This is a genomic window from Curtobacterium sp. NPDC098951, from assembly GCF_044759965.1.
Taxonomy (GTDB): Bacteria; Actinomycetota; Actinomycetes; order Actinomycetales; family Microbacteriaceae; genus Curtobacterium.
Genome location: NZ_JBIWAG010000004.1, coordinates 308,268 through 333,260 on the forward strand (window position 1 = coordinate 308,268; position 24,993 = coordinate 333,260).

At 70.7% G+C, this 24,993-nt stretch carries 24 protein-coding genes; 7 read left to right on the top strand and 17 right to left on the bottom strand.

Annotated features, from left to right (window positions below; genetic code table 11):
• Positions 1–41 precede the first annotated feature (41 nt).
• Entirely contained in the window at positions 42–572 is a 531-nt protein-coding gene (locus tag ACIQUC_RS13910) for a GNAT family N-acetyltransferase (RefSeq protein ID WP_022907404.1), read from the bottom strand.
• A 105-nt stretch (positions 573–677) separates the two neighbouring features.
• Here ACIQUC_RS13910 and ACIQUC_RS13915 point away from each other — a divergent pair, with 105 nt between their 5' ends.
• Together ACIQUC_RS13915 and ACIQUC_RS13920 are read left to right on the top strand one after the other, a co-directional pair.
• Positions 678–1,214, top strand: coding sequence for an RNA polymerase sigma factor (locus ACIQUC_RS13915; RefSeq protein WP_402267942.1), 537 nt, complete (start codon positions 678–680; stop codon positions 1,212–1,214).
• 185 nt (positions 1,215–1,399) lie between these two features.
• A complete protein-coding gene (locus ACIQUC_RS13920; RefSeq protein ID WP_402267945.1) occupies positions 1,400–2,596 on the top strand; it encodes an FAD-binding domain-containing protein in 1,197 nt (398 codons plus the stop codon).
• Between the two features lie 19 nt (positions 2,597–2,615).
• Here the strand turns inward: ACIQUC_RS13920 and ACIQUC_RS13925 are convergent, their stop codons facing one another.
• The 10 genes from ACIQUC_RS13925 to ACIQUC_RS13970 form a co-directional block, all read right to left on the bottom strand.
• Complete coding sequence (locus tag ACIQUC_RS13925) at positions 2,616–3,185, bottom strand: DUF2510 domain-containing protein (RefSeq protein WP_402267948.1); 570 nt, start codon at positions 3,183–3,185, stop codon at positions 2,616–2,618.
• A 214-nt stretch (positions 3,186–3,399) separates the two neighbouring features.
• Positions 3,400–5,886 (bottom strand): GH32 C-terminal domain-containing protein, encoded by a 2,487-nt coding sequence (locus ACIQUC_RS13930; RefSeq protein ID WP_402267951.1) that lies wholly within the window; start codon positions 5,884–5,886, stop codon positions 3,400–3,402.
• 101 nt (positions 5,887–5,987) lie between these two features.
• Positions 5,988–6,299, bottom strand: coding sequence for a Sec-independent protein translocase TatB (locus ACIQUC_RS13935; protein ID WP_402267954.1), 312 nt, complete (start codon positions 6,297–6,299; stop codon positions 5,988–5,990).
• Positions 6,300–6,330: 31 nt separating this feature from the next.
• Positions 6,331–6,543 carry a twin-arginine translocase TatA/TatE family subunit gene (tatA, locus tag ACIQUC_RS13940; protein ID WP_402267957.1) on the bottom strand — a complete coding sequence of 71 codons (213 nt, stop codon included), beginning with the start codon at positions 6,541–6,543 and terminating at the stop codon, positions 6,331–6,333.
• 52 nt (positions 6,544–6,595) lie between these two features.
• Positions 6,596–7,399 (bottom strand): twin-arginine translocase subunit TatC, encoded by an 804-nt coding sequence (gene tatC, locus ACIQUC_RS13945; RefSeq protein WP_402267960.1) that lies wholly within the window; start codon positions 7,397–7,399, stop codon positions 6,596–6,598.
• Positions 7,396–8,331, bottom strand: coding sequence for a carbohydrate kinase (locus ACIQUC_RS13950; RefSeq protein WP_402267963.1), 936 nt, complete (start codon positions 8,329–8,331; stop codon positions 7,396–7,398). Before ACIQUC_RS13950 ends, tatC begins: the two co-directional genes overlap by 4 nt.
• 40 nt (positions 8,332–8,371) lie before the next feature.
• Positions 8,372–9,847, bottom strand: a complete 1,476-nt coding sequence (locus ACIQUC_RS13955; protein ID WP_402267966.1) for a glycoside hydrolase family 32 protein — start codon at positions 9,845–9,847, stop codon at positions 8,372–8,374.
• Complete coding sequence (locus tag ACIQUC_RS13960; RefSeq protein ID WP_402267969.1) at positions 9,844–10,752, bottom strand: carbohydrate ABC transporter permease; 909 nt, start codon at positions 10,750–10,752, stop codon at positions 9,844–9,846. The genes ACIQUC_RS13955 and ACIQUC_RS13960 overlap by 4 nt, the downstream gene beginning before the upstream one ends.
• A complete protein-coding gene (locus ACIQUC_RS13965) occupies positions 10,749–11,696 on the bottom strand; it encodes a carbohydrate ABC transporter permease (protein ID WP_402267973.1) in 948 nt (315 codons plus the stop codon). Before ACIQUC_RS13965 ends, ACIQUC_RS13960 begins: the two co-directional genes overlap by 4 nt.
• Positions 11,696–13,102, bottom strand: a complete 1,407-nt coding sequence (locus ACIQUC_RS13970; RefSeq protein WP_402267976.1) for an ABC transporter substrate-binding protein — start codon at positions 13,100–13,102, stop codon at positions 11,696–11,698. The genes ACIQUC_RS13965 and ACIQUC_RS13970 overlap by 1 nt, the downstream gene beginning before the upstream one ends.
• A 137-nt stretch (positions 13,103–13,239) precedes the next feature.
• On the opposite strand from ACIQUC_RS13970, the gene ACIQUC_RS13975 reads away from it, so the two are divergent.
• Both ACIQUC_RS13975 and ACIQUC_RS13980 read left to right on the top strand, forming a co-directional pair.
• Positions 13,240–14,298 (top strand): LacI family DNA-binding transcriptional regulator, encoded by a 1,059-nt coding sequence (locus ACIQUC_RS13975; RefSeq protein WP_402267980.1) that lies wholly within the window; start codon positions 13,240–13,242, stop codon positions 14,296–14,298.
• Entirely contained in the window at positions 14,295–15,767 is a 1,473-nt protein-coding gene (locus tag ACIQUC_RS13980) for a GH32 C-terminal domain-containing protein (protein ID WP_402267983.1), read from the top strand. The genes ACIQUC_RS13975 and ACIQUC_RS13980 overlap by 4 nt, the downstream gene beginning before the upstream one ends.
• A 63-nt stretch (positions 15,768–15,830) precedes the next feature.
• Here the strand turns inward: ACIQUC_RS13980 and ACIQUC_RS13985 are convergent, their stop codons facing one another.
• The 3 genes from ACIQUC_RS13985 to ACIQUC_RS13995 all read right to left on the bottom strand — a co-directional run bounded on the left by ACIQUC_RS13985 (position 15,831) and on the right by ACIQUC_RS13995 (position 20,069).
• On the bottom strand, positions 15,831–17,000 hold the full coding sequence (locus tag ACIQUC_RS13985; protein ID WP_402267986.1) for an SGNH/GDSL hydrolase family protein: 1,170 nt from the start codon (positions 16,998–17,000) through the stop codon (positions 15,831–15,833).
• A 41-nt stretch (positions 17,001–17,041) separates the two neighbouring features.
• On the bottom strand, positions 17,042–18,949 hold the full coding sequence (locus tag ACIQUC_RS13990) for an ABC transporter ATP-binding protein (RefSeq protein WP_402267989.1): 1,908 nt from the start codon (positions 18,947–18,949) through the stop codon (positions 17,042–17,044).
• A 178-nt stretch (positions 18,950–19,127) separates the two neighbouring features.
• The gene (locus tag ACIQUC_RS13995) at positions 19,128–20,069 is read right to left on the bottom strand and encodes a LysR family transcriptional regulator (protein ID WP_402267992.1); all 942 of its coding nucleotides are present in this window, start codon (positions 20,067–20,069) and stop codon (positions 19,128–19,130) included.
• 120 nt (positions 20,070–20,189) lie between these two features.
• Here ACIQUC_RS13995 and ACIQUC_RS14000 point away from each other — a divergent pair, with 120 nt between their 5' ends.
• The gene (locus ACIQUC_RS14000) at positions 20,190–21,149 is read left to right on the top strand and encodes a putative oxygenase MesX (protein WP_402268026.1); all 960 of its coding nucleotides are present in this window, start codon (positions 20,190–20,192) and stop codon (positions 21,147–21,149) included.
• 32 nt (positions 21,150–21,181) lie between these two features.
• Positions 21,182–22,234, top strand: a complete 1,053-nt coding sequence (locus tag ACIQUC_RS14005; protein WP_402267995.1) for a methionine synthase — start codon at positions 21,182–21,184, stop codon at positions 22,232–22,234.
• A 135-nt stretch (positions 22,235–22,369) separates the two neighbouring features.
• Here the strand turns inward: ACIQUC_RS14005 and ACIQUC_RS14010 are convergent, their stop codons facing one another.
• Both ACIQUC_RS14010 and ACIQUC_RS14015 read right to left on the bottom strand, forming a co-directional pair.
• Positions 22,370–22,597, bottom strand: a complete 228-nt coding sequence (locus ACIQUC_RS14010; RefSeq protein WP_402267998.1) for a PLDc N-terminal domain-containing protein — start codon at positions 22,595–22,597, stop codon at positions 22,370–22,372.
• Positions 22,598–22,629: 32 nt separating this feature from the next.
• Entirely contained in the window at positions 22,630–23,376 is a 747-nt protein-coding gene (locus ACIQUC_RS14015) for a hypothetical protein (RefSeq protein ID WP_402268000.1), read from the bottom strand.
• A gap of 505 nt (positions 23,377–23,881) precedes the next feature.
• Between ACIQUC_RS14015 and ACIQUC_RS14020 the strand changes: the two genes are divergently transcribed.
• Complete coding sequence (locus ACIQUC_RS14020) at positions 23,882–24,307, top strand: hypothetical protein (protein ID WP_022906509.1); 426 nt, start codon at positions 23,882–23,884, stop codon at positions 24,305–24,307.
• A 105-nt stretch (positions 24,308–24,412) separates the two neighbouring features.
• Here the strand turns inward: ACIQUC_RS14020 and ACIQUC_RS14025 are convergent, their stop codons facing one another.
• Complete coding sequence (locus tag ACIQUC_RS14025) at positions 24,413–24,814, bottom strand: hypothetical protein (protein WP_402268002.1); 402 nt, start codon at positions 24,812–24,814, stop codon at positions 24,413–24,415.
• Between the last annotated feature and the right edge of the window lie 179 nt (positions 24,815–24,993).

Sequence of the window (24,993 nt, forward strand, 5' to 3'; positions counted from 1 at the left end):
CGCGGGGCGGGGCCGCACCGCGCCTCCCGACCGTCAGCCGGTCACGTGACGGTCCGCACCAACTCGACCAGGCGGAGCGACGGGGCGTCCCGCCCCTGCCCCAGCAGGCGGAATTCGCGGGAGCGACCGCTCGGGCGGAACCCGCGACGCTCGTAGAAGCGACCAGCAGGCACCGCCTGGTCGTACACCTCGAGTCGGAGCCGGTCCCCGTGCTCCGCTGCCCACCCGACCACGTGGTCGAGCAGCGCATCCGCGACACCGTTCGCCCGGCCGCGGGACGACGGCGTGACGTACACGCCGGTGAGCACGGGATCGTTGCCGGATGCGTCGCCGACCTGGCCGCTCATCATGCCGATCCAGCGGCCCGTCGGGTCGACCGCCACCACACTCGTCGTCTCGGTCCCCTCTCCACGTCGCGCGCGGAGCCGCCAGTCGTCCTCGCTCATCGCGAGCGTGTACTCGAGCGTCGCACCGTAGGAGATCGGGTCGTCGGTCGCGTTCTCGATGCGGAGCGACCGCACCTGCTCCCAGTCGCGCTCGGTCGTGGTCCGGATCGAGAACGCAGCCTGCACGACTCCACGGTACGACCCGCGCTCTGGGGTGTCCGTCACGGCCCACCCGACGGGTGCCTCCTTTCGAATCCTCGGCACGCATCCACCCGAGGATCGGAGTCCGTCGTGCCCCTGCACGCCCCCACCACCGTGTCGCCACCGTCCGCGGACCCCACGGCGTTCGCATCCGTCGTGCGGCGGCACACGCCGCTGGTGCGCGCGACCGCGATGCGCCTGCTGCACTGCCGGGCGGACGCCGACGACGTCGTGCAGGAGACGTTCCTCGCGGCGTGGACGCACCTGGAGTCGATCGTCGACCCGGAGGCGATCGGCGCGTGGTTGGTGACGACCGCGCGGCGACGGAGCTACGACCGGCTGCGTCGGGGCGGGTCGTCGGCGATCCGGTGGGTCGACGAGTCGACGCCGGCGACCGAGGACCACGCCCCGACCGGGGTCGCCGAGCGGTCGTCGCTGGCGGACGCGGCGAGCGCCGTCCTCGCCACGATGCCGGCCGTGCAGCGCCGGTGCTGGGAGCTCCGGCACCTCGACGAGCTGCCGTACCGCGAGGTCGCCGCCGCGGTCGGCCTGCCGGTCTCGACGGTGCGCGGGATGCTCGTGCGGGCCCGGTCGACGCTCGCGCGGGAGCTGGCCGGGTGGCGGTGACGTCGGGGCGTTGCTGTCGGCCGGCTCCGCCGTCCCGGGCGGGAGGCACGTGGCGGGCCCGCACCGCGCCTCCCGACCGGATCGGGTCGCGCCGGCGACCCTCGACCGCGCCGGGCTGCCCGCTCGCGTCGATCGGGTACAACGGCACTCGGCTCGCACGCCGACGCCGCGCGCAGGATGGCGCGGTGTTCATCCCCACGCGAGCCGCCGGCCTCGACGCACTCCACGAGTTCGTCCCGCGAGCCGGCGCGGACTACCGACGCGACCGCAACCACGACCTCGGACCGGCGCGGACGAACGTGTCCGGACTCTCTCCGTACATCCGGCACCGGCTGGTGACCGAGCAGGAGGTCGTCGCCGCCGTCCTCGACCGACACAGCCTGCACGCCGCCGAGAAGTTCGTGCAGGAGGTGTTCTGGCGGACCTACTGGAAGGGGTGGCTCGAGCAGCGTCCCGAGGTGTGGCGCCGGTACCGGACCGACGTGCGGGACCTGCTCGACGGCGACCTGCCGGACGGCTACGAGGACGCGGTCGCGGGTCGGACGGGGATCGACGCGATGGACGCCTGGGCGCGGGAGCTCGTCGACACCGGGTACCTGCACAACCACGTCCGGATGTGGTTCGCGAGCATCTGGGTGTTCACGCTCGGGCTGCCGTGGCAGCTCGGCGCCGACTTCTTCCTCCGGCACCTCCTCGACGGGGACGCGGCGTCGAACACGCTCTCGTGGCGGTGGGTCGCCGGGCTGCAGACGCGTGGGAAGACCTACCTCGCGACGGCGGACAACATCGCGCGGTACACGGACGGACGGTTCTCGCCGACGGGGCTCGCCACGCGTGCCGTCGCGCTCGACGAGGACCCCTTCCCGCCGGCCGCGCCGATCCCGGACGACGACGACCCGGCCGCGATCGGTCCGCGCTCGGGTCTGCTGCTGCACGACGAGGACCTCGAGCCGGTCTCGTTGCTCGCTCTGCTCGGGGGCTCGGTCCCGTCACTCGCCGCGACCGCGGTCGTCGGGGCCGCCGCTGCCCGGTCGCCCGCGGGGGCGTCGACGCTCGTCGAGGAGTTCACGGCCGGTGCCCTCGACGACGCGGCGTCACGGTCGCTCGACGCCGACGGGCGAGCGGCCGAGGTGCTCGACCCGTCCGACGTGGCCGCCGTCGTCGACTGGGCGACCTCGGAGCGGCTCGACACCGTCGTGGTGCCGTACGCCCCCGTGGGGCCGGCCGAGGAGCGCTTGGACGCCCTGCGGTCGGCACTCGCCGAGACGGACACGGGGCTGGTGACCGTGCGGCGTCCGTGGGACAGTCGAGCGTGGCCGTTCGCGTCGCGCGGCTTCTTCCCGTTCAAGGAGCGCATCCCGGGGCTCGTGCGCGGGCAGTAGCCGACGGGTCCGGCGGTGGCTACGGCAGCATCTGCTGGAAGGTCACGACGGCACGGCCGATCCCGACGACGAAGCCGAGCACGGTGACGGCGATGGCCACCCAGAGCGGCCACATCCCTCGCCCTGGTGCCACCTTGCGGACCACGACGTACCGGCCGATGACGTAGACGACCGGCGACAGGAACGCCCACGGCCAGGGGAACGGGCGGACCACACCGCGTCGGCGGAGCACGCGGTGGTCGAGGAACGCGAGCACGACGTTCGCGGCGTACAGGAGCACGCTGAACCCCTGCAGCGCGAAGTACCCGGCCGTGTAGATCGACCGTGGGTCGACCGTCCGGACGCCCGGTCCGACGACCTCGTACCGGATCTGCGGCTGGTACAGGAACGAGATCGGCAGCGCGAGGAGGGGAAGCAGCGCGAGGACCCAGACGAAGACGGTGTCGGTCGGCACGTGGTCGGCGAGGCGCGGGCGCGGCATCTGTGCCCGCGGCGGGCCGACCTGCGCGGTCCACCCGGTGCCGTCCCACCACCGACTGCCGTGCTCCCCCGAGGGGTCGGGGTACCAGCCAGGGGGCGTCGTGGACATCGGTGCTCCTCGAGGGTCGTCGGGAGCGGACCGCCCCCGCGTCCGACCGTAGGGCAGCGCGGCGCGGTCTGCTCCGATCCGGAGCTGACGAACCGTTCAGGAACGGTGTCACGCCCCCGACGGTGCGTGCTTGCGTTGATGGTCCGCCACCACGACGGACGGGAGGCGCGGTGCCGGTCGGCACCGCGCCTGGCGTCCCTGTGTGGTCGCGACGTCACCCCCAGATGGACCGCAGGGTCCAGGCCGTCAGGTCGTCCACCCGGGCGGTGCCACCCGTGGCGAAGGCGCTGACGCCGGTGCTGGTCGGGTCCGGGAAGACCTGGTCGGTGAGGACGACCTGCCCGTCGTCCGCGAACACCTCGATCGAGGACCTGTCGACCAGGATGCGGAGGTCCAGGCCGCCGCGGGTCAACGGCAGGGGTGCTTCGCTGCGCGAGGGGAAGGCGCTGCTGAACCCGACGTTCCCCGAGTGGGTCCGGTCGATGAAGACCTTCCCCGTCGTCGTGTCGTACCCGACCTGCGTGGACTGTCCGGCGCCGGTCCGCACGGCGAGCCCGAAGGTCTTCGCCGATCCTCGGGTGAGGTGGGCCCGCAGGTCGAGCGTCTCGCCCCGCACGGGGAGCACCGTCGTCGTGTTCGCGACCGGGACGTTCCGCGCCCGGACGGGACGACCGGAGTGCAGCCGGTCGATGCCGTCCACGGGTTGCTCGACGATGCGGACCTTCCCGTCGATGGTCCGCAGTGACAGGGAGCGTGGGAACGTCTCGGCGCCCTGCCACGGTGTGGTGGGCACGTTGGAGGCGTAGGCCCAGTTGTTCATCCACGCGATCGCGATGCGTTGACCGCCCGGGGCGTTCTCCCACGTGTTCTCCGCGTAGAAGTCCTCGCCGTGGTCGAGCCAGTCCGCCCGCTCGTACTGGTTCAGTGCCGGGGCGTCACTCTGGGTGAACGCGTCGGCGAGGATGTGCCCCCACCCACCGGTGCCCCGGTCGACGATCTGGACCTGCGCGTCCTCACCCCGGAACTCCGCGATGTCCCACGAGGTCCAGTCGAGGACCTCGCTGTTCGACCCGGTCGCGCTCCGGACGACCTTCCCGCCGACGAGGAGGTTCACCGTGGTCTGCGTGTCCCACGGCGCGGCCTCGTGGTCCGCCGCGATGATCTGCCCGACCATCAGGTGGCCCCAGCCACCCGTCCCGTCGTTGTCGTCGACGATCTGGACCTGGGCGTCCTCGCCCCGGTACGCGGAGGCGTCGAGGCTCGCCCACCGGAGCGTGCCGGTGCCGTCACCGGTGACCGACTGCACGACCTTCCCGCCGACGACGAGGTTGACCGCCGTCGGGTGCGACTGCCCCCACGGGTGGTCCCCGCCCGCGATCTGCAGGTCGACGTACGGCTTCGTGATCGTGAACGTCGGCGATGTGATCGTCCCCGTCCCGGTGTCGCCGGCAGGCGTGAAGGTGTCGAGCACCGAGCTGCCGATCTGGTTCGGCAGGGCCTCCTGGGTCGGACCGGCACCGACGAACGCCCCGGTGGCCGTCCATCCCGTTCCGTAGGTGGGTCCGGCGAAGTCGGCGAGGACGGTGCCCTCGGGGACCGTCCCGGCGGGGACCGCGCCCGGAACGGCGGGGCTGTCGCCGCCACCGACGAGGAAGTTCAGCCGCTTCCCGCGGACCGTGAACGGCGCTGAGGTGAGGGTCCCCGTCGATGCGTCACCACCGGCGAAGCTGTCGACGAGGTACCGGCCCTGGTACCCGCTGACGTCCTGCTGGTCGGGGAGCGCGCCCGCCGCCGGACCGGTGCCGAACGCGGAACCGGTCGCCGTCCACCCGGCGTAGGTGCCGGACTCGAAGTCGGCGACGTCCGTGCCCCGCGGCGCCGTGTAGGTGGCGGGTCCGTCCGGTGTGAAGGACGTCCCGTCGAACTGCCCCGTGAAGTACTGGACTCCGGTGCTGCCCACGCTGACGGTGAGGACCCACTTCGTCCTCCGGCGGTCGCCGTCCACCGGCAGGGAGTATAGGTCCGGCATCTCCCACACACCGCTGGTCGCACCACGCGGGCCGAAGTCGCTCACGTGCGTCCACGACCGGAGGTCCTTCGACGTGTAGAAGGCGATCTTGTACTGGTCGGAGAGCGTGACGGCCATCACCCACTGCTTCTTCGGCGCGTACCAGAACACCTTCGGGTCGCGGAAGTTCGTCGAGTGGAGGTCGAGGACCGGGTTGCCGGCGTACCGGGTCCAGGTGCGGCCGTGATCGGTGCTGTACGCCATCGACTGCGTCTGGATGCCGGTGCCCGCCTGCACGCTCGTGTAGAACGCCACCATCGCGGGGTGCCGCTTCGTCCCGAGGCCGCTGGTGTTGCCGGTGTCCACGACCGCTCCCCCGGAGTAGAACGCCGAGCTCCCGGGGTCGGGCTCCGGGCCGCGCACGGGGATCTTCTGCCAGTGCACGAGGTCCTTGCTGACGGCCCCCTCCCACGTGCCGTAGCTGAACAGGTACCAGAGGCCGTCCTCGTGGACGAGCCCGTTCGGGTCGCCGATCCAGCCGGACGGGAGCGAGTAGTGGAACTGGGGCCGGTACGTCTCGTGGTACTGGCGGGTGTCGGCTTCGCTGGCGGTGGCGGTCACGGACGCCAGGACCAGCGCGCCCGTCACGGCTGCCGCCGCGATCGCGCCGAAGCGCTGCAGTGGTCGGAACATGGTGGTTCGAGCCTTCCTCTCTGAAGACCTTCTCGGGAGTCGTCGGGACGACGGGGGTGCGAGCGCAGGGTGTCAGCCGTGCGGTTCGCGAGCGCAGGGTGTCACTCGTGCGGTCCGCGCCCGCCGGGCGGCGTCACGGACAGGTGGTCCGGCTGCTCGCTCGCGGACGGTGTCGACGGCGGTTGGGTGAGGGCGTCACGGATGATCCGGCGTGGGTCGTACCGACGCGGGTCGAGCTCGGACCAGTCGATCTCGACACCGGTCTCCTCCTCGATCTGCGCCTTCGTGGCGTCGGCCCACCGACGGAGTCGTCGGATGAACACGGCGAGTTGCTGCGCCGCGCCGACGAGGCGATGGGGGCCGAGGAACACGGCGGCGACGATGCCGAGGACGATCAGCTTGTCGACGTCCACCGCACGCTCCCGTCGGACCGGCGTGGTCGGGTCATTCGGTGGGGGTCGCCGGGGCCGCTCCCGGTGCGGGAGCCGCGGTGTCGGACGCGGGACGGTGCTGGTCGCCGTCCCGCACCTCCCGCCGGAAGATCGTGAGCGACTGTCCGAGGCCCTTGGCGAGCGCCGGCAGCTTCGTGGCGCCGAAGAGCAGGACGACGATGCCGAGGATGACGAGCAGGTGGATGCCGGTGAGGTTGCCGAGCACGGTGTTCTCCTTGGATGGACGGGATGGGGGATGCAGGACAGGAGGGTGCGCGTCAGTCGACGGCGCGCGAGGCCGCTGCGAGGCGACGCTCGAGGCGACGGTCGTGCAGCCACGCGACGGTGCACGCGGCGAGGTAGAGCACGACCATGGGCACGGCCAGCAGGAACATCGAGGCGACGTCGGCGGACGGCGTGACGAGGGCGGTGAAGACGAGGATGCAGAGGACCGCGATGCGCCAGGCGCCCCGGATCGCCGCCGCCGAGAGCACCCCGACGACGTTGAGCAGGACGAGGAACACCGGGAGGACGAAGGCGATCCCGACGGCGAGCACGAGCTTGATCGCGAAGTCGTAGTAGGCCTTCGCGTCGACGATCGAGGTGTCCTGGTGCGCGACGAAGCTGCCGAGCACCTGCACGACGTGGGGCAGGACGGACCACCCGAACCAGCACCCGCCGAGGAACAGCGGGATCGCCGAACCGAGGAACCCGACGGCGTGGGCCCGCTCCTTCCGGAGCAGCGCGGGGACGACGAACGCCCACGCCTGGTGGAGCCAGACCGGACAGGCGAGGACGACGGCGATGGTCAGGGTGATCTGGAGGCGGAGGTCGAAGGCCCCGCTGATCGCCGGGAAGTTCAGCTCGGCGGTGTGCCCGCCGATGCCCGTCGCGAGTTCGGCGACCGGGGCACGGAGCCCCGCGAGCACGGCGGGTGTGAGGAACCAGCCGGCGACCGCCGCCACGGCCACGGCCAGCGCTGCACGGGCGAGCCGTCGGCGCAGTTCGTCGAGGTGCTGGCCGAGGGACATCGTGCCCGTCGTGCGGCTCCGTGCCCCGTCCGTGACGGTGGGCGCCGTCACCGCTCGGCCCTCGGTGCGCCGGCGAGGTGGATCTCGTCCGCCGTCGGCAGGTCGGCACCGCGGCGACCGACCGTGATCGCCGCGGCGGTGGAGCAGGTCCGCCCGAGCACGGCCAGCGCCGCGCGGTCGAGGGGCCCCAGCGACGATCCGTCGGTCGGCTGCGCCCGGTCCCCGGTGAGCTGCCGGACGAGCGTGGCCGTGTAGGTGTCGCCGGCACCCACGGTGTCGACGACCTCCACCGGTTCACCCGGGACCGACACCCGCTCGTCCGCCGTGGCCAGGACGGACCCCGAGGCACCCGTGGTGATCACCGCGAGTTCCGGCCCGAGGGCGAGGATCGAGCCGAGCACCGCCTCGGGGTCGAGCGTGGGCCAGAGCCACGCCGCGTCCTCGTCGGAGAGCTTCACCACCGTCGCGCGGGTCGCCAGCTCCTCGAAGCGGGCGCGGGCACCATCCCGGGTGCCGAGCAGGGCGGGACGGATGTTCGGATCGAACGAGACGGTGCCGCCGGCGGCCGTCGTCCGCTCCGCCGCGGCCAGCACCGCTTCCGCGCCGGGGTGGAGGAACGCGCCGATCGACCCGACGTGCAGCCACTCCGGTGTCCGTCGCAGGGGCGGGAGGTCCCACTCGATGTCGAACACGTAGGAGGGCTGCCCGTCGGCACCGAGCTGCACCGTCGCGGACGACGTGCGTGCGGCGCCGAAGGCTCCGTCGACGAGCCGCACACCCGAGGCCGCGAGGTGCTCCGCGATGCGGTGCCCGCGGTCGTCGGGACCGAGCCAGGTGGCGAACTCGACGTCGGCGCCGAGCCGTCCCAGGCCGAGCGCGACGTTCGCGGGTCCTCCGCCTGGTACCTCGCGGACGTGTCCGGCTCCGTCGTGGACGACGTCGACGAGTGCCTCCCCGGCGACGGTGATCACCGACACGGGCATCCCCGTCCACGAGCGGCGACGCTGCCGCGTTCCCGGGGCATCAGGCCGGCCCGGATCCCGCGACGACCACCGCCGGCGCGGGCGTCACCGGTGCGACGGTCTCCCCGAGCGACCACCACCTGGCACCGGCCGGCGCCTCGACGGTCCACGGGGGTGCCTGCAGCGGGTAGACCCGGGTCGTGACGGATCGACCGGCACTGGTGAAGACCTCGACGACGGAGCCGTCGAGCAGCACCCGGACCGCCGGCCTGTCGGCCGCGGCGTCGAACGCGTCACGGACCACGGCAGGGCTCCGGTCGGCCCGGTGGTCCGTGCTGGCGCTGGACCGGTCGACGGTGAGCGTGCCCGCGGCGGCGTCCACGACGACGTCGAGGAACTCGTCGTCGGAGAACCGGACCCGGATGCGGCCGGTGACCGGGAGCTCGAGCACGATCTCCGCCTGGGCGCCGATGGTCTCACCGCGGTCCGACGGCACCGTGTCGGGGCGGAGCGCGTCGACGGCCGGGTGGGGTTCGGTGCGGAGGCGGCCGTCCGCGACCCACGCGCGGCGTGGCAGGGAGATCGCGCCGGACCAGCCCGCCTGCTCGGTCCACTCCGGTGTCCGGCCCTCGGTGACCCAGCCGAACAGCACCGACCCCCAGGACCCTGCCCGCATCACCGAGGCCGCGTAGAAGTGCTGGCCGTCATCGATCCGGGACGGCTGCGGTGCACCGGTCAACGGCACCGCGATCACGTCGCCGGGTCCCTCGGCGTGGGACCAGGACGCGACGATCGCCACGTCGGTGCCGTCGACCGTGATGACCTGGGGGCACTCCCACCCCTCGCCGGTGTCGATGCCGTCGACCGTGCCGCGGGGCATCGCGACCAGGTCGCCGACGAACGTCCAGTCGACGCCGTCGGTCGAGCGGTAGTGACGGACGGAGGCCACCTGGTCGACGTCCGCGGCACCGACGGCCATCGACCACCCGTCCCCGTCGGCCCAGACGAACGGGTCGCGGAACATCGTGATCGCCTCGTCGGCGGTGGGGTCCCGGACGACCTGGACGGGCGCACCGAAGGTGGCCCCGCCGTCGGTTGACTCGGCGAGCAGCACCGACTGGAACGGGCTGTGGTCGACCTTGCCGGAGTAGTAGGCGCGGACGACGCCCTCGTGCAGGACCGTGTTGCCGGACCACGCACCCCCGGAGTCGGCGCCACCGGGCACCGGCACGATCGCCGGACGGTGGAGCGTCCAGTGCACGAGGTCGTCGCTCGTCGCGTGCCCCCACTCGACCGGGACGTCGAGGTCGACGCGCGGCCGGGACTGGAAGTACAGGTGGGCCTGCCCGCCGATGTCGATCGGGCCGTTCGGGTCGTTGACGTACCCGCGGGGCAGTCGGACGTGGAACTGCGGGAGGTGGTGGTCGGCTGGTGCGATCACGGTCGGTGCTGCTTCCTGGGACGGAATGGGGACGGCGCGGGCGTCGGCCGAGGCAGCCGCTGCCGGAGGCGCCTCGGTCACGGGCGTGTCGGTCATCGGGACGACCCCGCCGTGACGCCCTCGATGAAGTACCGCTGGGCGAAGACGAACAGCAGCACGCTCGGGATCATCGTGAGGACCACCCCGGCGAGCACGACCGAGATCGAGCCGGTCCCGAGGTTGCCCTGCAGCCCGACCAGTCCGAGCGGCAGCGTGAAGGTCTCCTGCTGGTTGAGGAAGATGAGCGGCCGGTAGTACTCGGCCCAGAACGCCGAGAAGTTCAGGATCGCGAGCGTCGCGATCGCCGGGCTGGCCATCCGCGAGTACACGTGCCAGAAGACGCCGAACTGTGTCGCACCGTCGATGCGGGCCGCCTCGCCGAGCTCCCGCGGCATCTGCATGAAGTACTGCCGCATCAGGAAGGTCCCGAACGCGCTGCCGAGCGCGGGGACGATCAGGGAGGCGATGGAACCGGTGAGTCCCATGTCCTTGAGGATGACGAAGACGGGGATGATGATCGTCTGGATCGGCACCATCATCGTGGCGAGGAAGATGCCGAAGATCGTGTTCTTCCCCGGGAAGCTGATCATCGCGAACGCGTAGCCCGAGAGCGTGCAGGTGATGGTCTGCCCGACGACGATCAGGAGCGTGACGATGACGCTGTTGACGAAGAACTGGCCGATCGGGATCTGGTTGAACACCGCCGCGTAGTTGCTGAAGTCCCACGAGAGCGGGATCCACTGCGGCGGGTTGTTGAACGACTCCGCCGGTGTCCGGAGCGACGTGGTGAGCGTCCAGAGCAGCGGTCCGAGCGCGAACACCGCCGCGATGATCAGGATGACGAGTCCGATCACGCTGCCGACGGTCGCGACCGGCCTGCGGCGACGGACGATGTGGGCGACGCTCGGTTGCGCGACGGTCTCCGGCGCGTGGAGCGTGTTGAGGACGTCGGTGGTCGTCATTGGTAGAACACCAGCTTTCGTGCGGCGATGAACTGGATCCCGGTGATGATGCCGATGATGACGAGCAGCAGGATCGCGATGGCGGAGGCGAACCCGAACTGCAGGTTCTGGAAGCCCGCCTGGTAGAGGGAGATCGTCGCGGTCGTCGTCGCGGTGCCCGGCCCGCCCTTCGTCATGATGAAGGGCTGGTCGAACAGCTGCATCGCGTTGATCATCGCGATCACGGTGGCGAACAGGATCGTCGGGCTGATCAGCGGGATCTTGATGCGGAAGAGCGTGCGCCACGGTCCGGCGCCGTCGATCGCCGCGGCCTCCTGCACGTCGACGGGGACGGACATCAGGGCGGCGACGAACAGGACGAACGTGAAGCCGACCTGTTGCCAGACCACCACCAGTACGACTGTGACCTTCGCCCAGAACGGGTCGTTGAGCCAGTGCGCCCCGGGGAGCCCGATCTCGTTCAGGTAGTAGTTGATGAGCCCGAACTTGGTGTCGAAGATGTAGCCCATGAAGATCGACACCGCGGCGGACGACGCGAGCAGCGGCAGGTAGAACGACGTCCGGAAGAAGACGCGCGTGGCGTTGCGCTTCCGGTTGTTCGCCAGGACCGCCAGCAGCATCCCGAGCGAGATCTGCAGGGCGACGATGCAGATCGCGAGGACGACGGTCACGCCGAACGACGCGAGCACCGGCCCGTCGGTGAACAGCCGCACGTAGTTGTCCAGCCCGACGAACTTCGGGCTGCTGATCACGTCCCACGACGTGAACGAGAGTCCGAGCGACGCGAGGATCGGGATGAAGGTGAAGACGGCGACGAAGACCACCGCCAGGCCGATCATCGCGTAGCCGAAGGAGGCCTCGCGGCGTCGGACGCGTCTGGCCGCCGGCCGGCGGGCTGCGACCTCGGCAGCCCGCCGGGAGCGGATCCCTGTCGTCGTGGTCATCACGACGCCTGCGCCGCGGCCTTCTCGATGTCGGCCTGCAGGCCGTCGAGCGCCTTCTTCGCGTTGCCGGACGAGATCGCCTGCGTGGTGCGCTGGTTCAGGGCCGTCGCGAGTGCGTTGTAGTACGGCGGCGCGGAGATCGGCACCGAGTTGTCGAGCTGGTCGTAGAACACCGACCAGTGCTCCGGCCCGGTCGTCCCGTACCGGTCGGCCGTGAGGAGCGACTTCTGCGCGGGCGTGGTGACGTTGCCCGGCCAGAGCGCGTCGAAGCTCTCGGGCTGCACCATGAGCTTGATGACCTCGAAGGCGAGGTCCTTCTGCTTCGACGAGTTGAAGATGCCGTACCCGCCGGCACCGAAGAGCGACTTGTTGCTCTTCCACGTCGGGAACTCGACGACGTCGAAGCTGCCGTCCTTCATGCCGGCGTTGTGGAGCCCGCCGGCCCAGAAGCCGCCGCCGATCGTCATGCCGATGCGCCCGGAGGCGAAGAGCCCCTGCAGCGTGCTGCCACCGCCGACGTCGGGCGAGGGCGACGCCCCCGACTTCTGCAGGTCGATGACGTACTGCAGTGCCTCGACCGCGGCGTCGGAGTTCGCGGTCGGGTCGCCCCACTTCCAGCCGCCCTTGCGACCGCTGACGCCCACCGCGTTGCCGTCGAACGCCTTGCTCCCCCAGAGCCAGTCGCCGCCGGAGTAGCGCCCCTCCTCGAGCAGGTTGCCGTCGTTCGCGTACAGGAACGAGGTCCAGCTGCCCCAGAGCCGCACGACCCAGTCGAACGCATAGGTGCTGCCGCCGACCTTGGCCAGGCTCTCCGCCGACGAGTGGAAGTCGTCCATCGACCAGTTCGCGGCGGGGCGCGAGAGTCCGGCCTTGTCGAACAGGGAGGTCGAGTAGAACATGCTGCCCGCGTTGAAGCTGTCCGGCAGCGTGTAGAGGTGCCCCTCGTACATCGTCGACTCGACCAGCGAGGGGTGGATGCCCCTGAAGTAGGTGGACAGCCCCGACAGGTTCTTCGTGACGAGGTCGTCGAGCGGCGTCAGCAGGTTCTTCGACGCGAGCAGCTGCTGCCCCTCGGTCGCGACGCTGACGATGTCGGGGACGTCGCCGGAGGCGATCTGCGTGAGCACCTTCGCGAGGAAGTCGTTCCAGTCGGTGCCGTTGATCGCAGTGACCTGCAGCGACGCCTTCTTGTCGAGCTGCCGGATCTTCGGCTCGATGGCCTTCTGGAGCGCGGTGGCCGCGCTCTGCTCCCCGAAGTAGAGCATCTTGATCGTGCCCGACGTGCCGCCGGCGGTGCCGGAGGCGGAGCACGCTGCAAGGGATCCGATGCCGGCCAGCGCGAGCCCGGCCCCACCGAACTTGAACAGCGTGCGTCGGTCGATCGGGGTGCTGAATCCGTTCGCCATGGGTCGCTCCTCTCTGAGCGATCGTGGCCCCGTCGAGTCGGAGCCAATACGTATTTGCTCGCTGACTGTACACACCTCGACCGGATGAGGCAATACGTATTTGCTTCTGCCATGATGAGGGGGTCGAAGGAGGACAGATGGCGAGCCGAAAGCCGACGGAACCGTCGCACCGCGTCACGATGAAGGACGTCGCGCGGCACGCCGGCGTCTCCCAGCCGACGGTGTCGTTCGTGCTGAACGACCGGCGGGACGTGTCGATCGCCGCGGACACCCGGGCCCGCGTGCTCGAGTCGGCGAAGCAGCTCAACTTCCAGCCGAACCGCGCCGCACAGTCCCTGCGGTCCAACCGGTCGTACACGGTCGGGGTCATCGCGGACCGGCTCGTCTCCCAGCCCTACGCCGGTCACATCGTGCTCGGCGTCCAGCAGGCCGTCCAGGCAGCCGGGTACGTGTGCTTCGTGGTCGAGACCGCGCAGACGTCCGACGGGGGCAAGGCCGCCGTGGCGAACCTCGTGCAGCAGGGCGTCGCCGGCCTGATCTACGCCGCCCCCGGGCCCGAGGACGTGGTGCCGGTCTCCGGCGTCGAGGACGTGCCGACGGTCTTCGTGAACTGCTTCCCGCCGGACGGCGCGCCGGCCGTCACCGTACTGGCCGACGAGTTCCAGGGCGGGCGCGACGTCGCCGCCGCCGTGTTCGCGGCCGGACACACCGACGTCGCGTTCCTCGGCGGGCCGGAGGACGACTACGCCTGCCGCGAGCGCAAGCGCGGGTTCGACGAGGCGGCGGCCGAGGCCGGTCTCCGGGCGGACACCGTCCCCGTCCGGTTCGGCACGTACCAGGTCGGGTCGGGCTACGACCTCGCGATGGAGTTCCTCGCCGAGGACCCGCCGACCGCGCTGGTGTGCGGGAACGACCGCATGGCCGTCGGCGCACTGATGGCCGCGCAGTCCCTCGGGCTGCGCTGCCCCGAGGACGTCAGCATCGTCGGCTTCGACGACCAGCCCGACCTCGCCGACCAGATGCACCCGCCGCTGACGACGGTCGCGCTCCCCCACCAGCAGATGGGCTTCGACGCCGGCACGCTGCTGCTCGCCGAGACGCACGACCCCGGCCGCCACCTCGTGCCGTGCGAGTACGTCCCGCGCAGCTCCCTGGCCGCACCACGCACCGACACCGAACCGCAGGAGTCCGAGTGACCGACCAGCCGAGCACCCACCACCGCCCGCCGAACGGCTTCGTGGGCGACGTCATCCCGTTCGCCGACGGTGACCGGGCCTGGCTGTACCACCTGCTCGACGAACGGCCGGACGCGGCACCCGTCGACCGCCCGACCGGCATGCCCTGGGCGGCGGTCTCGACGACGGACTTCGTGACGTTCGAGGACCACGGCGTCGTGCTGCCCTCGGGCGGCCCGGACGCCAGCGACTTCGACTGCTACACGGGCAGCGTCGTCCGTGACGACACCGGGCTGCTGCACCTGTTCTCCACCGGCCACAACCCGCGCATCACGACCGACACCGACCTCGGCCGGAAGGACGTCCAGGTCGTGTGCCACGCGACCTCCGACGGCGACCTCACGAGCTGGACGAAGCACCCCGAGTGGGACCTGCCCGCACTGCCGGGCTACGCGCCCGAGGACTGGCGCGACCCGTTCGTGTTCCGCCCGTCCGCCGACCGCCCCTGGCAGATGCTCCTCGCGACCCGCCGCCCGGACGAGCCGTACCGCCGGTCCGGGTTGGTCGCCCGCCTCGAGTCCGACGACCTCGTCACCTGGCGCGACGCCGACCCGTTCTGGGCGCCGCACCGGTTCATCGCCCACGAATGCCCGGACGTCTTCCGATGGGGCGACTGGTGGTACCTCGTGTACTCCGAGTTCTCCGACGCGTTCTGCACCCGGTACCGCATCGCGACGTCGCCCGACGGGCCGTGGCTCGCACCCGCCGACGACACCGTCGACAGCCGTGCGTTCTACGCCGCGAAGACCGTCGCCCTCGGCGAGGACCGCTTCTTCGTCGGTTGGATCGCCACGAAGGAGGGCGAGCGCGACGCCGGGGCGTGGCAGTGGGCCGGCACGATGGCGACCCTGCAGGCGCACCAGCGACCGGACGGTTCGCTGCGCTTCGACCTCCCCCGGACGCTCCGGGCGGCGTACGCGGACGAGCTCGACGTCACCGACGACTTCGCGCCCCTGAACGGTGCCGCACCGGTCGTCGGGGACGGCGCAACGACCCGGTACGCCTCGTGGATCGGGCCTCGGCTGCCCACCGAGGCACTCGTCACGATCGAGCTCGACGTCGCCCCGGACACCCGATCGTTCGGCGTGCTCCTGCGCACGAGCGACGACGCGGAAGCCGGCTACGCGCTCCGCCTCGAACCGGACCGTTCCCGACTCGTCCTCGATCGGTGGCCGCGCGGCACGACCGGCGGCGAGCAGTGGCAGATCCTCGGTGACGTCCCGCACGCGGTCGAGCTCGAGCGGCAGGTGTCCCTCGCTCCCGGTCCACACCGCATCGACGTGCACCTCGACGGCGACCTCTGCGTCGCCGTCGTCGACGGCTCCGTCGCGTTGAGCACGCGCCTCTACGACCGCCCGTCCGGGCGCATCGCGCTCTTCGCGCAGGACGGCGCGTTCGCGCTGACCCGGGTCACCGTCGGCACCCGCTGACGGGCTCCGCACGGACGGACGGACGGGAGGCGCGGTGCCGGCTGGCACCGCGCCTGGCGTCCGTCAGTCGTCCTCGTGCGCGGCCAGTGTGGCGAGCACGAGCTTCGCGATCCGCCGTTGTCCCGCGTCGTTCGGGTGGATGCCGTCCGTCGAGTAGATCCCGGTCCCGGAGTAGTCGGCCTCCGGGAAGGTGTCCGCCATGCCGACGAACGCGGCCCCGCCCTTCCCCGCGGCGTTCTCGATCTCGGCGAGGTAGGTCGACCACGGGCTCGCCATGCCGTCCGTCATGCCCGAGGCCGGGGTGAACTCCCCGATCACGAGCAGCGAGGGCTTCGTGGGGAGCGCCGCGAGCGCCTTCAGGAACGCCACGTACTGCGTGCCGAGTTCCTCGGGCGAGAGCTTCGATGCGTCGTTGCCACCGAGCGTGATCGTGATGAGGTCCGGAGCAGCACGACGCATCGCCGTCAGGAAGCCCTCCTGGTCCTTCGTGAAGGTCGCGATCGTCGATCCGGAGTGCGCGGAGTCGTAGCGGTGGATGCCCGCGTCTCGGTCACCGTCGAAGATCGTGAACCCCAGCAGCGAGAACGGTGCGACGGCGGTGACCGTCACCGAGTGTTCGCCGCTCGACAGCCCGTCCACCGTCGTCGTCGTGCCGGCACTGGCGGTCCCCGTCGTGGCGACGGTCTCCGGTGCGCCTCCGTCGACGCTGTAGGTGAAGTCACCGGACCCGGGGTAGCGCGCCCACCAGATGTCGATCCCCGTCCCCGTGAAGGGGTAGGTCCGCGACGCACCCGCCTGCATCGCGACGGACCGGTAGCCGAGGTCCGGCACGGTGGCGTCGAATTGACTCGATCCCGTGCTCGCCGTCGCCCAGTCACCCCAGGTCGAGTCCGGGCCGTACACGGCGAACTGCGCCGGGAGGTACCCGGCACCACCGGTGACGCCGTCCGTCGGGTGCTCCGTGCGGAGTCCGTCGAGCGTGCGGTCCATCCACCGGGTGGAGCGGGCGGAAGCGCCCTGCCCCTCGGTGATCGAGTCCCCCAGGGCGACCCAGTTCGCCGGTTCGTCGGCCCGGTCGGCCACGGCCGCGTTCCAGGTCGCGAGGGGGCCGGTGTCCTCCGGGGTCTTCGCCGTCGAGCACCCCGACACGACGGTCGCCAGGAGCGCGACGGCGGCGCCGGCGACGATCCGTCGACGCCACCCGCGATCGGCGTCCTGCCTCGGACTGTCCACGTTGCCTCCCGTTGGTCGAGCCGTCGTCCGCGATCGCACGCTCACGCTCCGGTGCGGGCCGGACCCAGCTCGTCCGGCGCGACGTCCTTCTGCACCGCGAACTGCGTCCGGTGCAGTTCCTCGTACCGGCCACCGGCCGCGAGCAGTTCGTCGTGCGTCCCGCGCTCGACGATCGAGCCGTCCTCGACGACGAGGATCTGGTCCGCGCTCCGGATGGTGGACAGGCGGTGCGCGATCACCATCGCCGTCCGGCCCTCGAGCGCCTCGCTGAGCGCCGCCTGCACCGCGGCCTCCGACGTCGAGTCGAGGGCTGCGGTGGCCTCGTCGAGGATGACCACGCGCGGCTGCGCGAGCAGGAGCCGCGCGATCGTCATCCGCTGCCGCTCCCCGCCGGACAGCCGGTAGCCGCGCTCCCCCACCATCGTGTCGAGCTGGTCGGGCAGCGATCGGATGAGCGACTCGAGGCGGGCACGACGGACCGCGTCCCACACCTCGTCGTCCGAGGCGTCGGGGCGCGCGAGCCGCAGGTTCGAGCGGATGGTCTCGTGGAAGAGGTGCCCGTCCTGGGTCACCATCCCCATCGTGTGCCGGAGGGACTCGAACGTGACGTCGCGGACGTCCTCCCCCGCGAGCCGGACCGCGCCGCTGTCGACGTCGTAGAGGCGCGAGAGGAGCTGCGCGATCGTGGACTTGCCCGCACCTGAGGTCCCGACGAGCGCCACGGTCTGGCCGGGCTCGATGCGGAACGAGATGCCGTGCAGCACCTCGTCGCCCCCGCGGGTGTCGAGCGTGGAGACCTCCTCGAGCGAGGCCAGCGACACCCGGTCGGCCGAGGGGTAGGCGAACCGGACGTCGTCGAACTCCACGGCGACGGGACCGTCCGGCACCCGCACGGCCCCGGGCTTCTCCTGGATGAGCGGCTCGAGGTCGAGGACCTCGAACACCCGCTCGAAGCTGACGACGGCGCTCATGATCTCGACGCGGGCGTTCGCGAGGCTGGTCAGCGGCACGTACAGCCGGGTGAGCAGGAGCGCGAGCGTGACCACGTCACCCGTGTTCAGCTGGCCGCCGAGCGCCAGGACGCCGCCGAGCCCGTACACGAGCGCGAGGGCGAGCGCCGCGACGAGCGTCAGGGCGGTGACGAAGACGAACTGCAGCATCGCCGTCCGCACCCCGATGTCCCGGACGCGCGCCGCACGGACGCGGAACTCCTCGGACTCCTCGTCGGGGCGTCCGAACAGCTTGACGAGGGTGGCACCGGGTGCCGAGAACCGCTCGGTCATCTGCGTGCTCATCGCCGAGTTGTGGTCGGCGGCCTCGCGGCGCAGGGCTGCGAGCCGGCCGCCCATGCGGCGGGCGGGCACCAGGAAGAGCGGTAGCATGAGCACCGCGATCACCGTCACGAGCCAGGACGTGCTGAGCATCACCGCGAGGGTGAGCACGAGCGCCACGAGGTTCGTGACCACGCCGGACAGCGTGCCGCTGAAGGCCTGCTGCGCGCCGATCACGTCGTTGTTGAGCCGGCTGACGAGCGCGCCCGTGCGGGTCCGGGTGAAGAAGGCGATCGGCATCTTCTGCACGTGGTCGAAGACCGCCGTGCGCAGGTCGAGGATCACCCCTTCGCCGATCCGGGCCGAGTACCACCGGGTCAGGAGCGACGAGGCAGCGTCGGCGACGGCGACGAGGGCGATGACCACCGCGAGCCAGACGATCGTGCCGACCGCACCCCGGGCGGCGATGACGTCCACCACCTGGCCCGCGAGCACCGGCGTCGCGACCGCGAGGAACGCGCCCACTATCGACAAGGCGATGAAGACCACCAGCTTGGCGCGGTACGGCGTGGCGAACGTCATGATCCGCCGGAGCGATTCGCGGGAGAACCCGTGCTTGCCGTCCTTGGCGGTCGAGATCTTGTAGAGCGAGCTCCAGGCCGCGCCTTCCATGCTCATGGCTGTTCCCTCCGTGCCGCGGGCTCGACGCGGACCGGGAGCAACGATACGGCGGTCCGCAGCGGCCTGCATCGTGCGTGCGGCAGCCTGGAGGCGCGACCCGCCTGACGGGGCGGGTCGCGCCTCCAGGCTGGTCACCGCGCATGCGGTCGGTGCGGGTCCGCCCGCCGGTGGCGGACTACCCCAGCGGCTCGACGCCGTAGCTCGTGACCACGGCCCGCAGCTCGTCCAGGTACGTCTGCGCCTGCACGGTGAGGGGCACCGAGGCGTGCGCGATCCAGCCGATCTCGATGCGCTCGTCGACCTCGAGCGGGATCGCGACGATCTCCGGGTCGAGGTCGTCGCTGATGAGCCCGGTCGAGATCGTGTACCCGCCGAGGCCGATCATGAGGTTGAAGATCGTCGCCCGGTCCGAGACGCGGATCTCGCGCTTGCTCGACATCGTCGACAGGATCTCCTCGGCCAGGTAGAAGGAGTTGTTCGCGCCCTGGTCGAACGTGAGTCGGGGCAGGTCCTCGAGGTCCGCGAGCGTGGCGCGCTCCCGGGCCGCGATCGGGTTCCGGCGGGAGACGAAGATGTGCGGCTCCGCGACGAACAGCGGGGTGAACACGACCCCGGCGTCCCGCAGGAGCTTCCCGAGCACCTGCTTGTTGAAGTCGTTGCGGTAGAGGATCCCGACCTCGCTGCGCAGCGTCCGGACGTCCTCGATGATGTCCCAGGTGCGGGTCTCACGGAGCGAGAACTCGTACTCGTCCGCCGCCGCACCCTCGACCATCCGGACGAAGGCCTCGACCGCGAACGAGTAGTGCTGCGCGGACACCCCGAGCAGCCGACGCGATGCCTGCCGGCCGACGTAGCGCTGCTCGAGCAAGGAGACCTGCTCGACGACCTGCCGGGCGTACCCGAGGAACTCCACGCCGTCGACGGTGAGCACCACCCCCCGAGCCGAGCGGGTGAAGAGCGGGCGCCCGATCCGTGTCTCGAGGTCCTTCATCGCCGCGGACATGGTCGGCTGCGACACGTAGAGCAGATCGGCCGCGGCGCTCATCGAGCCCTCGGTCGCGACCTCGATGAAGTACCGGAGCTGCTGCAGCGTGATGTCGTTCGAGACCCGGGCCATAGGCCGAGGCTATACCGCCGCATAGTGTCTCGGTATTACCTGATGACCCTCGGTTCCGGTCATGATCGATGCATCCTTCCCACCGTGCCCACGGGCAGCTCGACGAACAGATTGCCGACCATGGCGAACGACCTCACCTTCAGCATCACCCGGACCCGGTTCGACGAGGACTACTCCCCGTCGGACAGCTCCCGGCTGACCACGAACTTCGCCAACCTGGCGCGCGGCGAGCGCCGGCAGGAGAACCTCCGTGCTGCGCTGGCGATGATCGACGGGCGCGCGAACGACCTCATGGCGGCCGGGGACCGCTACCGCCTGGAGCTCGACATCGTCTCGGCGTCGCTGCAGTTCTCCGACGGTGGATCGGACGCCGAGTTCCCGCTGCTCGAGATGCTCGACGTCACGATCGTCGACCAGCACACCGGCGAGCGCCACCACGGCATCCTCGGCAACAACTTCTCGTCGTACCTGCGGGACTACGACTTCTCGGTGCTGCTGCCGTCGTCAGAGGGCCTGCCGTCCGACTTCGGAGTGCTGCACGGGGCGCTCTTCCAGCGGTTCCTCTCATCGTCGGCGTTCCACGACGCGTTCGGTGCCGAGCCCGTCGTCTGCATCAGCGTCTCGACGAGCCAGACCTACCGCCGGACCGGGTACGTCCACCCGGTGCTCGGCGCCGAGTACGAGCACGAGCACTCCTCGCTCACCGACGACTACTTCGGCCGGATGGGCATGCAGGTCCGGTACTTCCAGCCCGCCGGAGCGTCGGCCCCGCTCGCGTTCTACTCGCGCGGTGACGTCACCGCGGACTACTCGGACCTCCAGCTGATCGGCACCATCGCCACGATGGAGACCTTCCAGAAGATCTACCGTCCGGAGATCTACGCCGCGAACACGCCGGCCGGGGACACCTACCGCCCCACCCTCGACCACACCGACTTCACGCCGACCCCGGTCACCTACGACCGCGAGGAGCGCAGCCGCCTCGGGATCACCCAGGGCCGGTGGACCGAGGAGCACCTCGTGACGCCGCACCACGCCCTCCTCTCGCGGTTCGCCGCCGAAGCCACCGTTGCCCTCTGACCCCGTTCCCTCCTGACAGGATCCGCACGCGCATGACGTCTCTCCTCCCCACCGCGATCGTCGGCAGCCTGCCGAAGCCGTCCTGGCTCGCCGAGCCCGAACGACTCTGGTCCCCCTGGCTGCTCGACGGCGCCGCGCTGACCGAGGGCAAGCAGGACGCCCTCCGCGCAGCCGTGCACGAGCAGGAGCGCCGCGGCCTCGACATCGTCAGCGACGGCGAGCAGACCCGGCAGCACTTCGTGACGACGTTCATCGAGCACCTCGACGGCATCGACCAGGAGCGCAAGGAGACCGTCCGGATCCGCGACCGGTACGACGCCGCCGTCCCCACGGTCGTCGGCGCCGTGAGCCGCCCCGCCCCCGTGTTCGTCGAGGACGCGAAGTTCTTGCGCGCCCAGACCGACCGGCCGATCAAGTGGGCACTTCCTGGCCCGATGACCATGATCGACACGCTCTCCGACCAGCACTACAAGTCTCGCGAGAAGCTCGCGTGGGAGTTCGCCACCATCCTCAACCAAGAGGCCCGCGAGCTCCAGGACGCCGGCGTCGACGTCATCCAGTTCGACGAGCCCGCCTTCACCGTCTTCCACGACGAGGTGCAGGACTGGGGTGTCGCCGCACTCGAGCGTGCCGCCGAGGGCCTGCACACCGCCGAGACCGCCGTGCACATCTGCTACGGGTACGGCATCGAGGCCAACAACCGGTGGAAGGAGACACTCGGCGCCGAGTGGCGGCAGTACGAGCAGTCCTTCCCGCTCCTGCAGCAGTCGTCGATCGACATCGTGTCGCTCGAGTGCATCCACTCCCACGTGCCCCTCGACCTCGTGGAGCTCATCCGCGGGAAGAAGGTCATGCTCGGCGCGATCGACGTCGCCACCGAGACCGTCGAGACCCCGGACGAGGTCGCGGAGGTGCTCCGCCGAGCGCTCGACTTCGTCGACGCCGACAAGCTCATCCCGAGTTCGAACTGCGGGATGGCGCCGCTGGCGCGGCACGCTGCGCTCGCGAAGCTCAGCGCGCTGTCCGCCGGTGCGGGCATCGTGCGGGCCGAGCTCGTCGGCGCGGCCGTGCCGGCCGGGCGCTAGGCGCTTCCGGTCGACACGGCGGCCCTGCTCCGAACGGAGCGGGGCCGCCGTGTTCGTCGCGTTGCAGGCGCTCAGCTCGCGAGCGGGCCGGAGGCGCGGCGACCGTCCGGTGCGCGGGTCCCGCTGGCAATGCGGTCACGGGGTGCTGCGTGCGGTCGACCGCTCACGTCGCCGGGCGACGAACCACGCTGCCGGCCCGACGATCGGGACGACGAGGACGACGAGGGCCCAGGCGAGCAGGTACCAGCCGGAAGCCGTCCTGGAGAGCAGCAGCGACACGAAGGCAGTGAGCGCCAGGATGAGTGCGCCGACCGCCACGGCCATCAGCGCGCCGTCGAACGTCGTCGGGACGAATGGGTTCATGATCTTCTCCTCGATCCGCGATGCCGTCTCGTTCACTCCCACCGGTTGGCGGTGATGGCGCCGTTGCCCTTCGCGCTGAGACGCTGGATCGCGGAGTAGGTGCTCCAGGCGACCGTTCCCCACGGAGTCAGTACACCGCGCTTCACCGTCACCTTGCACTTCGCAGTTGCCTGCCCGCCGCTGACGTACCCGCTGCTCTTGGAGGTCTGCACCTCCGTGAAGGGCTGGACGTTCCTCGTGACCGCGCACGAGTAACCGAGCAGCCTCTTCGCTGTCGTGCCGCTGTACTCGTACGACATCGAGACCTTGGTCTCGGTGAGCCGGATGCCAGCGAAGGCGAACCACTGCGTCCCCCAGGACGATCGCGACGCCGCCCTGGACTCGGCCGAGCCTTCACCCAGCACAGCCCCCGACGCTGCGTCGACAGCTCCCCACTCGAAATCTCCGCTCGTGCGGATGGTCTTCGGCCCGAGGACCCTCTCGGCCGAGTCGGCAAGTGCCGCTGCCGCTGCATCCGGCTCCAGGAAGTACGAAGTGAGTTCGCGGCGCTGGTCAGCGTTGAGACGGTCGAGAGCGGCAACGTCGGAGGAGGCTCCGGACGCGGTCAGCTCTGCTCGGATGGCCGACAACACTGCCGACGGCGTGCGCGGAGCGACCTCGTCGCTCGCGGCGGGCGCCGTTGCCACGGCATTGGCCGGCACTGCTCCGATGACAGATGCCGCGACGACAGCACACGCTGCGCCGATCGGGATGATCCGTCCATTGGTCGACTGCTTCATCAACGTTCCCCTCGTCCGGCGTCAGTGCCGGGTCCGTTGTCGGCCGCGTTGCCGACAGAGACCATTCAAGTACTTGATACATCAGATACGCAAATCCAGAACCAGATTACACACCACCGGGAAGAGCACTTCGGCACGCCCATCAACGAAACTGCGGGGTATCGGCAGGCTGGTCCTCGCCGCACTACCGACGGTCCGATGGCACCACGGACAGCCGAGTGACCGATACTCGGCATCGGGGAGTGGCAGCTTGAGCGGTCCGTCTCGCTGACAGCCTTGGTTCACGAAGGAATCTGGCGACACGCGACGCACAGGAGGCGCGGTGCCAGCTGGCACCGCGCCTCCTGTCCGGACACGGTCACGCGGGGGCGATGGACGGCCTGGTCCTCTGGCAACGAGACAGCCCTATCGGACGCCCCTCGTGCGGGGCGACGGGCTCGCCCGCGTCGGAGAGTGGCCGAATTGCGTTCCGCGAAGCGTCAGACCCACGGCGTTGACTGTGGCCATGATCCCCAAGAACCTCATCCATCAGGTCGAGAGCGCGACGGTCCGTGATCGCGACGGCGCGACGGTCGGCAAGGTGACGCAGGTGTTCCCCTCCGACGAGGACGGCAGTGCGGCGTACGTCAGCGTCGCGACCGGCTTGCTCGGGAGGCACCACGCGCTGGTCCCGGTCGAGGACGCGACCTTCGACGGCACGGATCTGCGCGTCGGGTACACGAAGAACGCGATCACGGACGCGCCGTCCGTCGGTCCCGGGAACGCCCTGTCTCCCAGCGAGGCGAACGCCGTTCGCAGACACTTCGGCCTCTCCGTCACGGGCGCAGCAATCGGAGACATGGGCGACCCGAACGAGAACCTCGATCAGGCCGGAACAGGGCCGGCAGGCGCGGACGACACCGAGGGAGCCGGCACGACACCGCCGGCGTGACCGGCGTCAGCACTTCCCTCTGCACCCCGGTGTGCCGGCCGCCGACCGGCCAGCGGCCTGTCCGATGCTGCTCGACGCACGCTTTCGGCACCCTCAGCGCACAACTCAGTCGGGCTGCGCTGCGAAGTGGACGACCGTTGCAGCGAGGACGAACAGGGCGACGATGGTGAGGACCGCTGCCGCTCCGCACATCCATGCGCGACGACGGGCACGCCGGCGGCGTTCAGCAAGCGACGCCCAGAACGCGATGCTGACGACGGTCGCGATCGGGAATCCTATCCAGGCGACCGATCCGGCGGTGTCGTTGCAACCCCCGCCAGCACAGGCGTCGAAGGCCATCATCGAGAGCACGACGCCGAACCAGCCGACAGCGAGCATCGGCAGGGTCAGACCGAACAACGTCAGGGTGACTGCGAGATCCTTCCAACCTGCAGGAGTGTGGATCGAGAGCGTGTGGCGGTCAGGGCGCCCGAGCGGGAAGAGATCGTCTGCGTCGTCCTGCTTCATGGCGACAGTGTGCCGGACCTTGTCCGCCGACGCTCGCATCATCAACCCGTCTCAGTGGCGAATCGTTGGCCGAGACAGGCCGGCCTGCGGACACGACAGCGCCCCGGCCGTTTCCGACCGAGGCGCTGTGCTGCTTGCGACACTCCGTCAGTGCGATGGTGCTGATGAGGAGGCACGCT

Bases quoted from the DNA above. Each gene is read 5' to 3' on its own strand.
- ACIQUC_RS13925 (WP_402267948.1), bottom strand. From the start codon at position 3,185: ATGTCCACGACGCCCCCTGGCTGGTACCCCGACCCCTCGGGGGAGCAC.
- ACIQUC_RS13930 (WP_402267951.1), bottom strand. From the start codon at position 5,886: ATGTTCCGACCACTGCAGCGCTTCGGCGCGATCGCGGCGGCAGCCGTG.
- ACIQUC_RS13950 (WP_402267963.1), bottom strand. From the start codon at position 8,331: ATGCCCGTGTCGGTGATCACCGTCGCCGGGGAGGCACTCGTCGACGTC.
- ACIQUC_RS13955 (WP_402267966.1), bottom strand. From the start codon at position 9,847: ATGACCGACACGCCCGTGACCGAGGCGCCTCCGGCAGCGGCTGCCTCG.
- ACIQUC_RS13960 (WP_402267969.1), bottom strand. From the start codon at position 10,752: ATGACGACCACCGACGTCCTCAACACGCTCCACGCGCCGGAGACCGTC.
- ACIQUC_RS13965 (WP_402267973.1), bottom strand. From the start codon at position 11,696: ATGACCACGACGACAGGGATCCGCTCCCGGCGGGCTGCCGAGGTCGCA.
- ACIQUC_RS13970 (WP_402267976.1), bottom strand. From the start codon at position 13,102: ATGGCGAACGGATTCAGCACCCCGATCGACCGACGCACGCTGTTCAAG.
- ACIQUC_RS13975 (WP_402267980.1), top strand. From the start codon at position 13,240: ATGGCGAGCCGAAAGCCGACGGAACCGTCGCACCGCGTCACGATGAAG.
- ACIQUC_RS13990 (WP_402267989.1), bottom strand. From the start codon at position 18,949: ATGAGCATGGAAGGCGCGGCCTGGAGCTCGCTCTACAAGATCTCGACC.
- ACIQUC_RS13995 (WP_402267992.1), bottom strand. From the start codon at position 20,069: ATGGCCCGGGTCTCGAACGACATCACGCTGCAGCAGCTCCGGTACTTC.
- ACIQUC_RS14000 (WP_402268026.1), top strand. From the start codon at position 20,190: ATGGCGAACGACCTCACCTTCAGCATCACCCGGACCCGGTTCGACGAG.
- ACIQUC_RS14005 (WP_402267995.1), top strand. From the start codon at position 21,182: ATGACGTCTCTCCTCCCCACCGCGATCGTCGGCAGCCTGCCGAAGCCG.
- ACIQUC_RS14010 (WP_402267998.1), bottom strand. From the start codon at position 22,597: ATGAACCCATTCGTCCCGACGACGTTCGACGGCGCGCTGATGGCCGTG.
- ACIQUC_RS14015 (WP_402268000.1), bottom strand. From the start codon at position 23,376: ATGAAGCAGTCGACCAATGGACGGATCATCCCGATCGGCGCAGCGTGT.
- ACIQUC_RS14020 (WP_022906509.1), top strand. From the start codon at position 23,882: ATGATCCCCAAGAACCTCATCCATCAGGTCGAGAGCGCGACGGTCCGT.
- ACIQUC_RS14025 (WP_402268002.1), bottom strand. From the start codon at position 24,814: ATGAAGCAGGACGACGCAGACGATCTCTTCCCGCTCGGGCGCCCTGAC.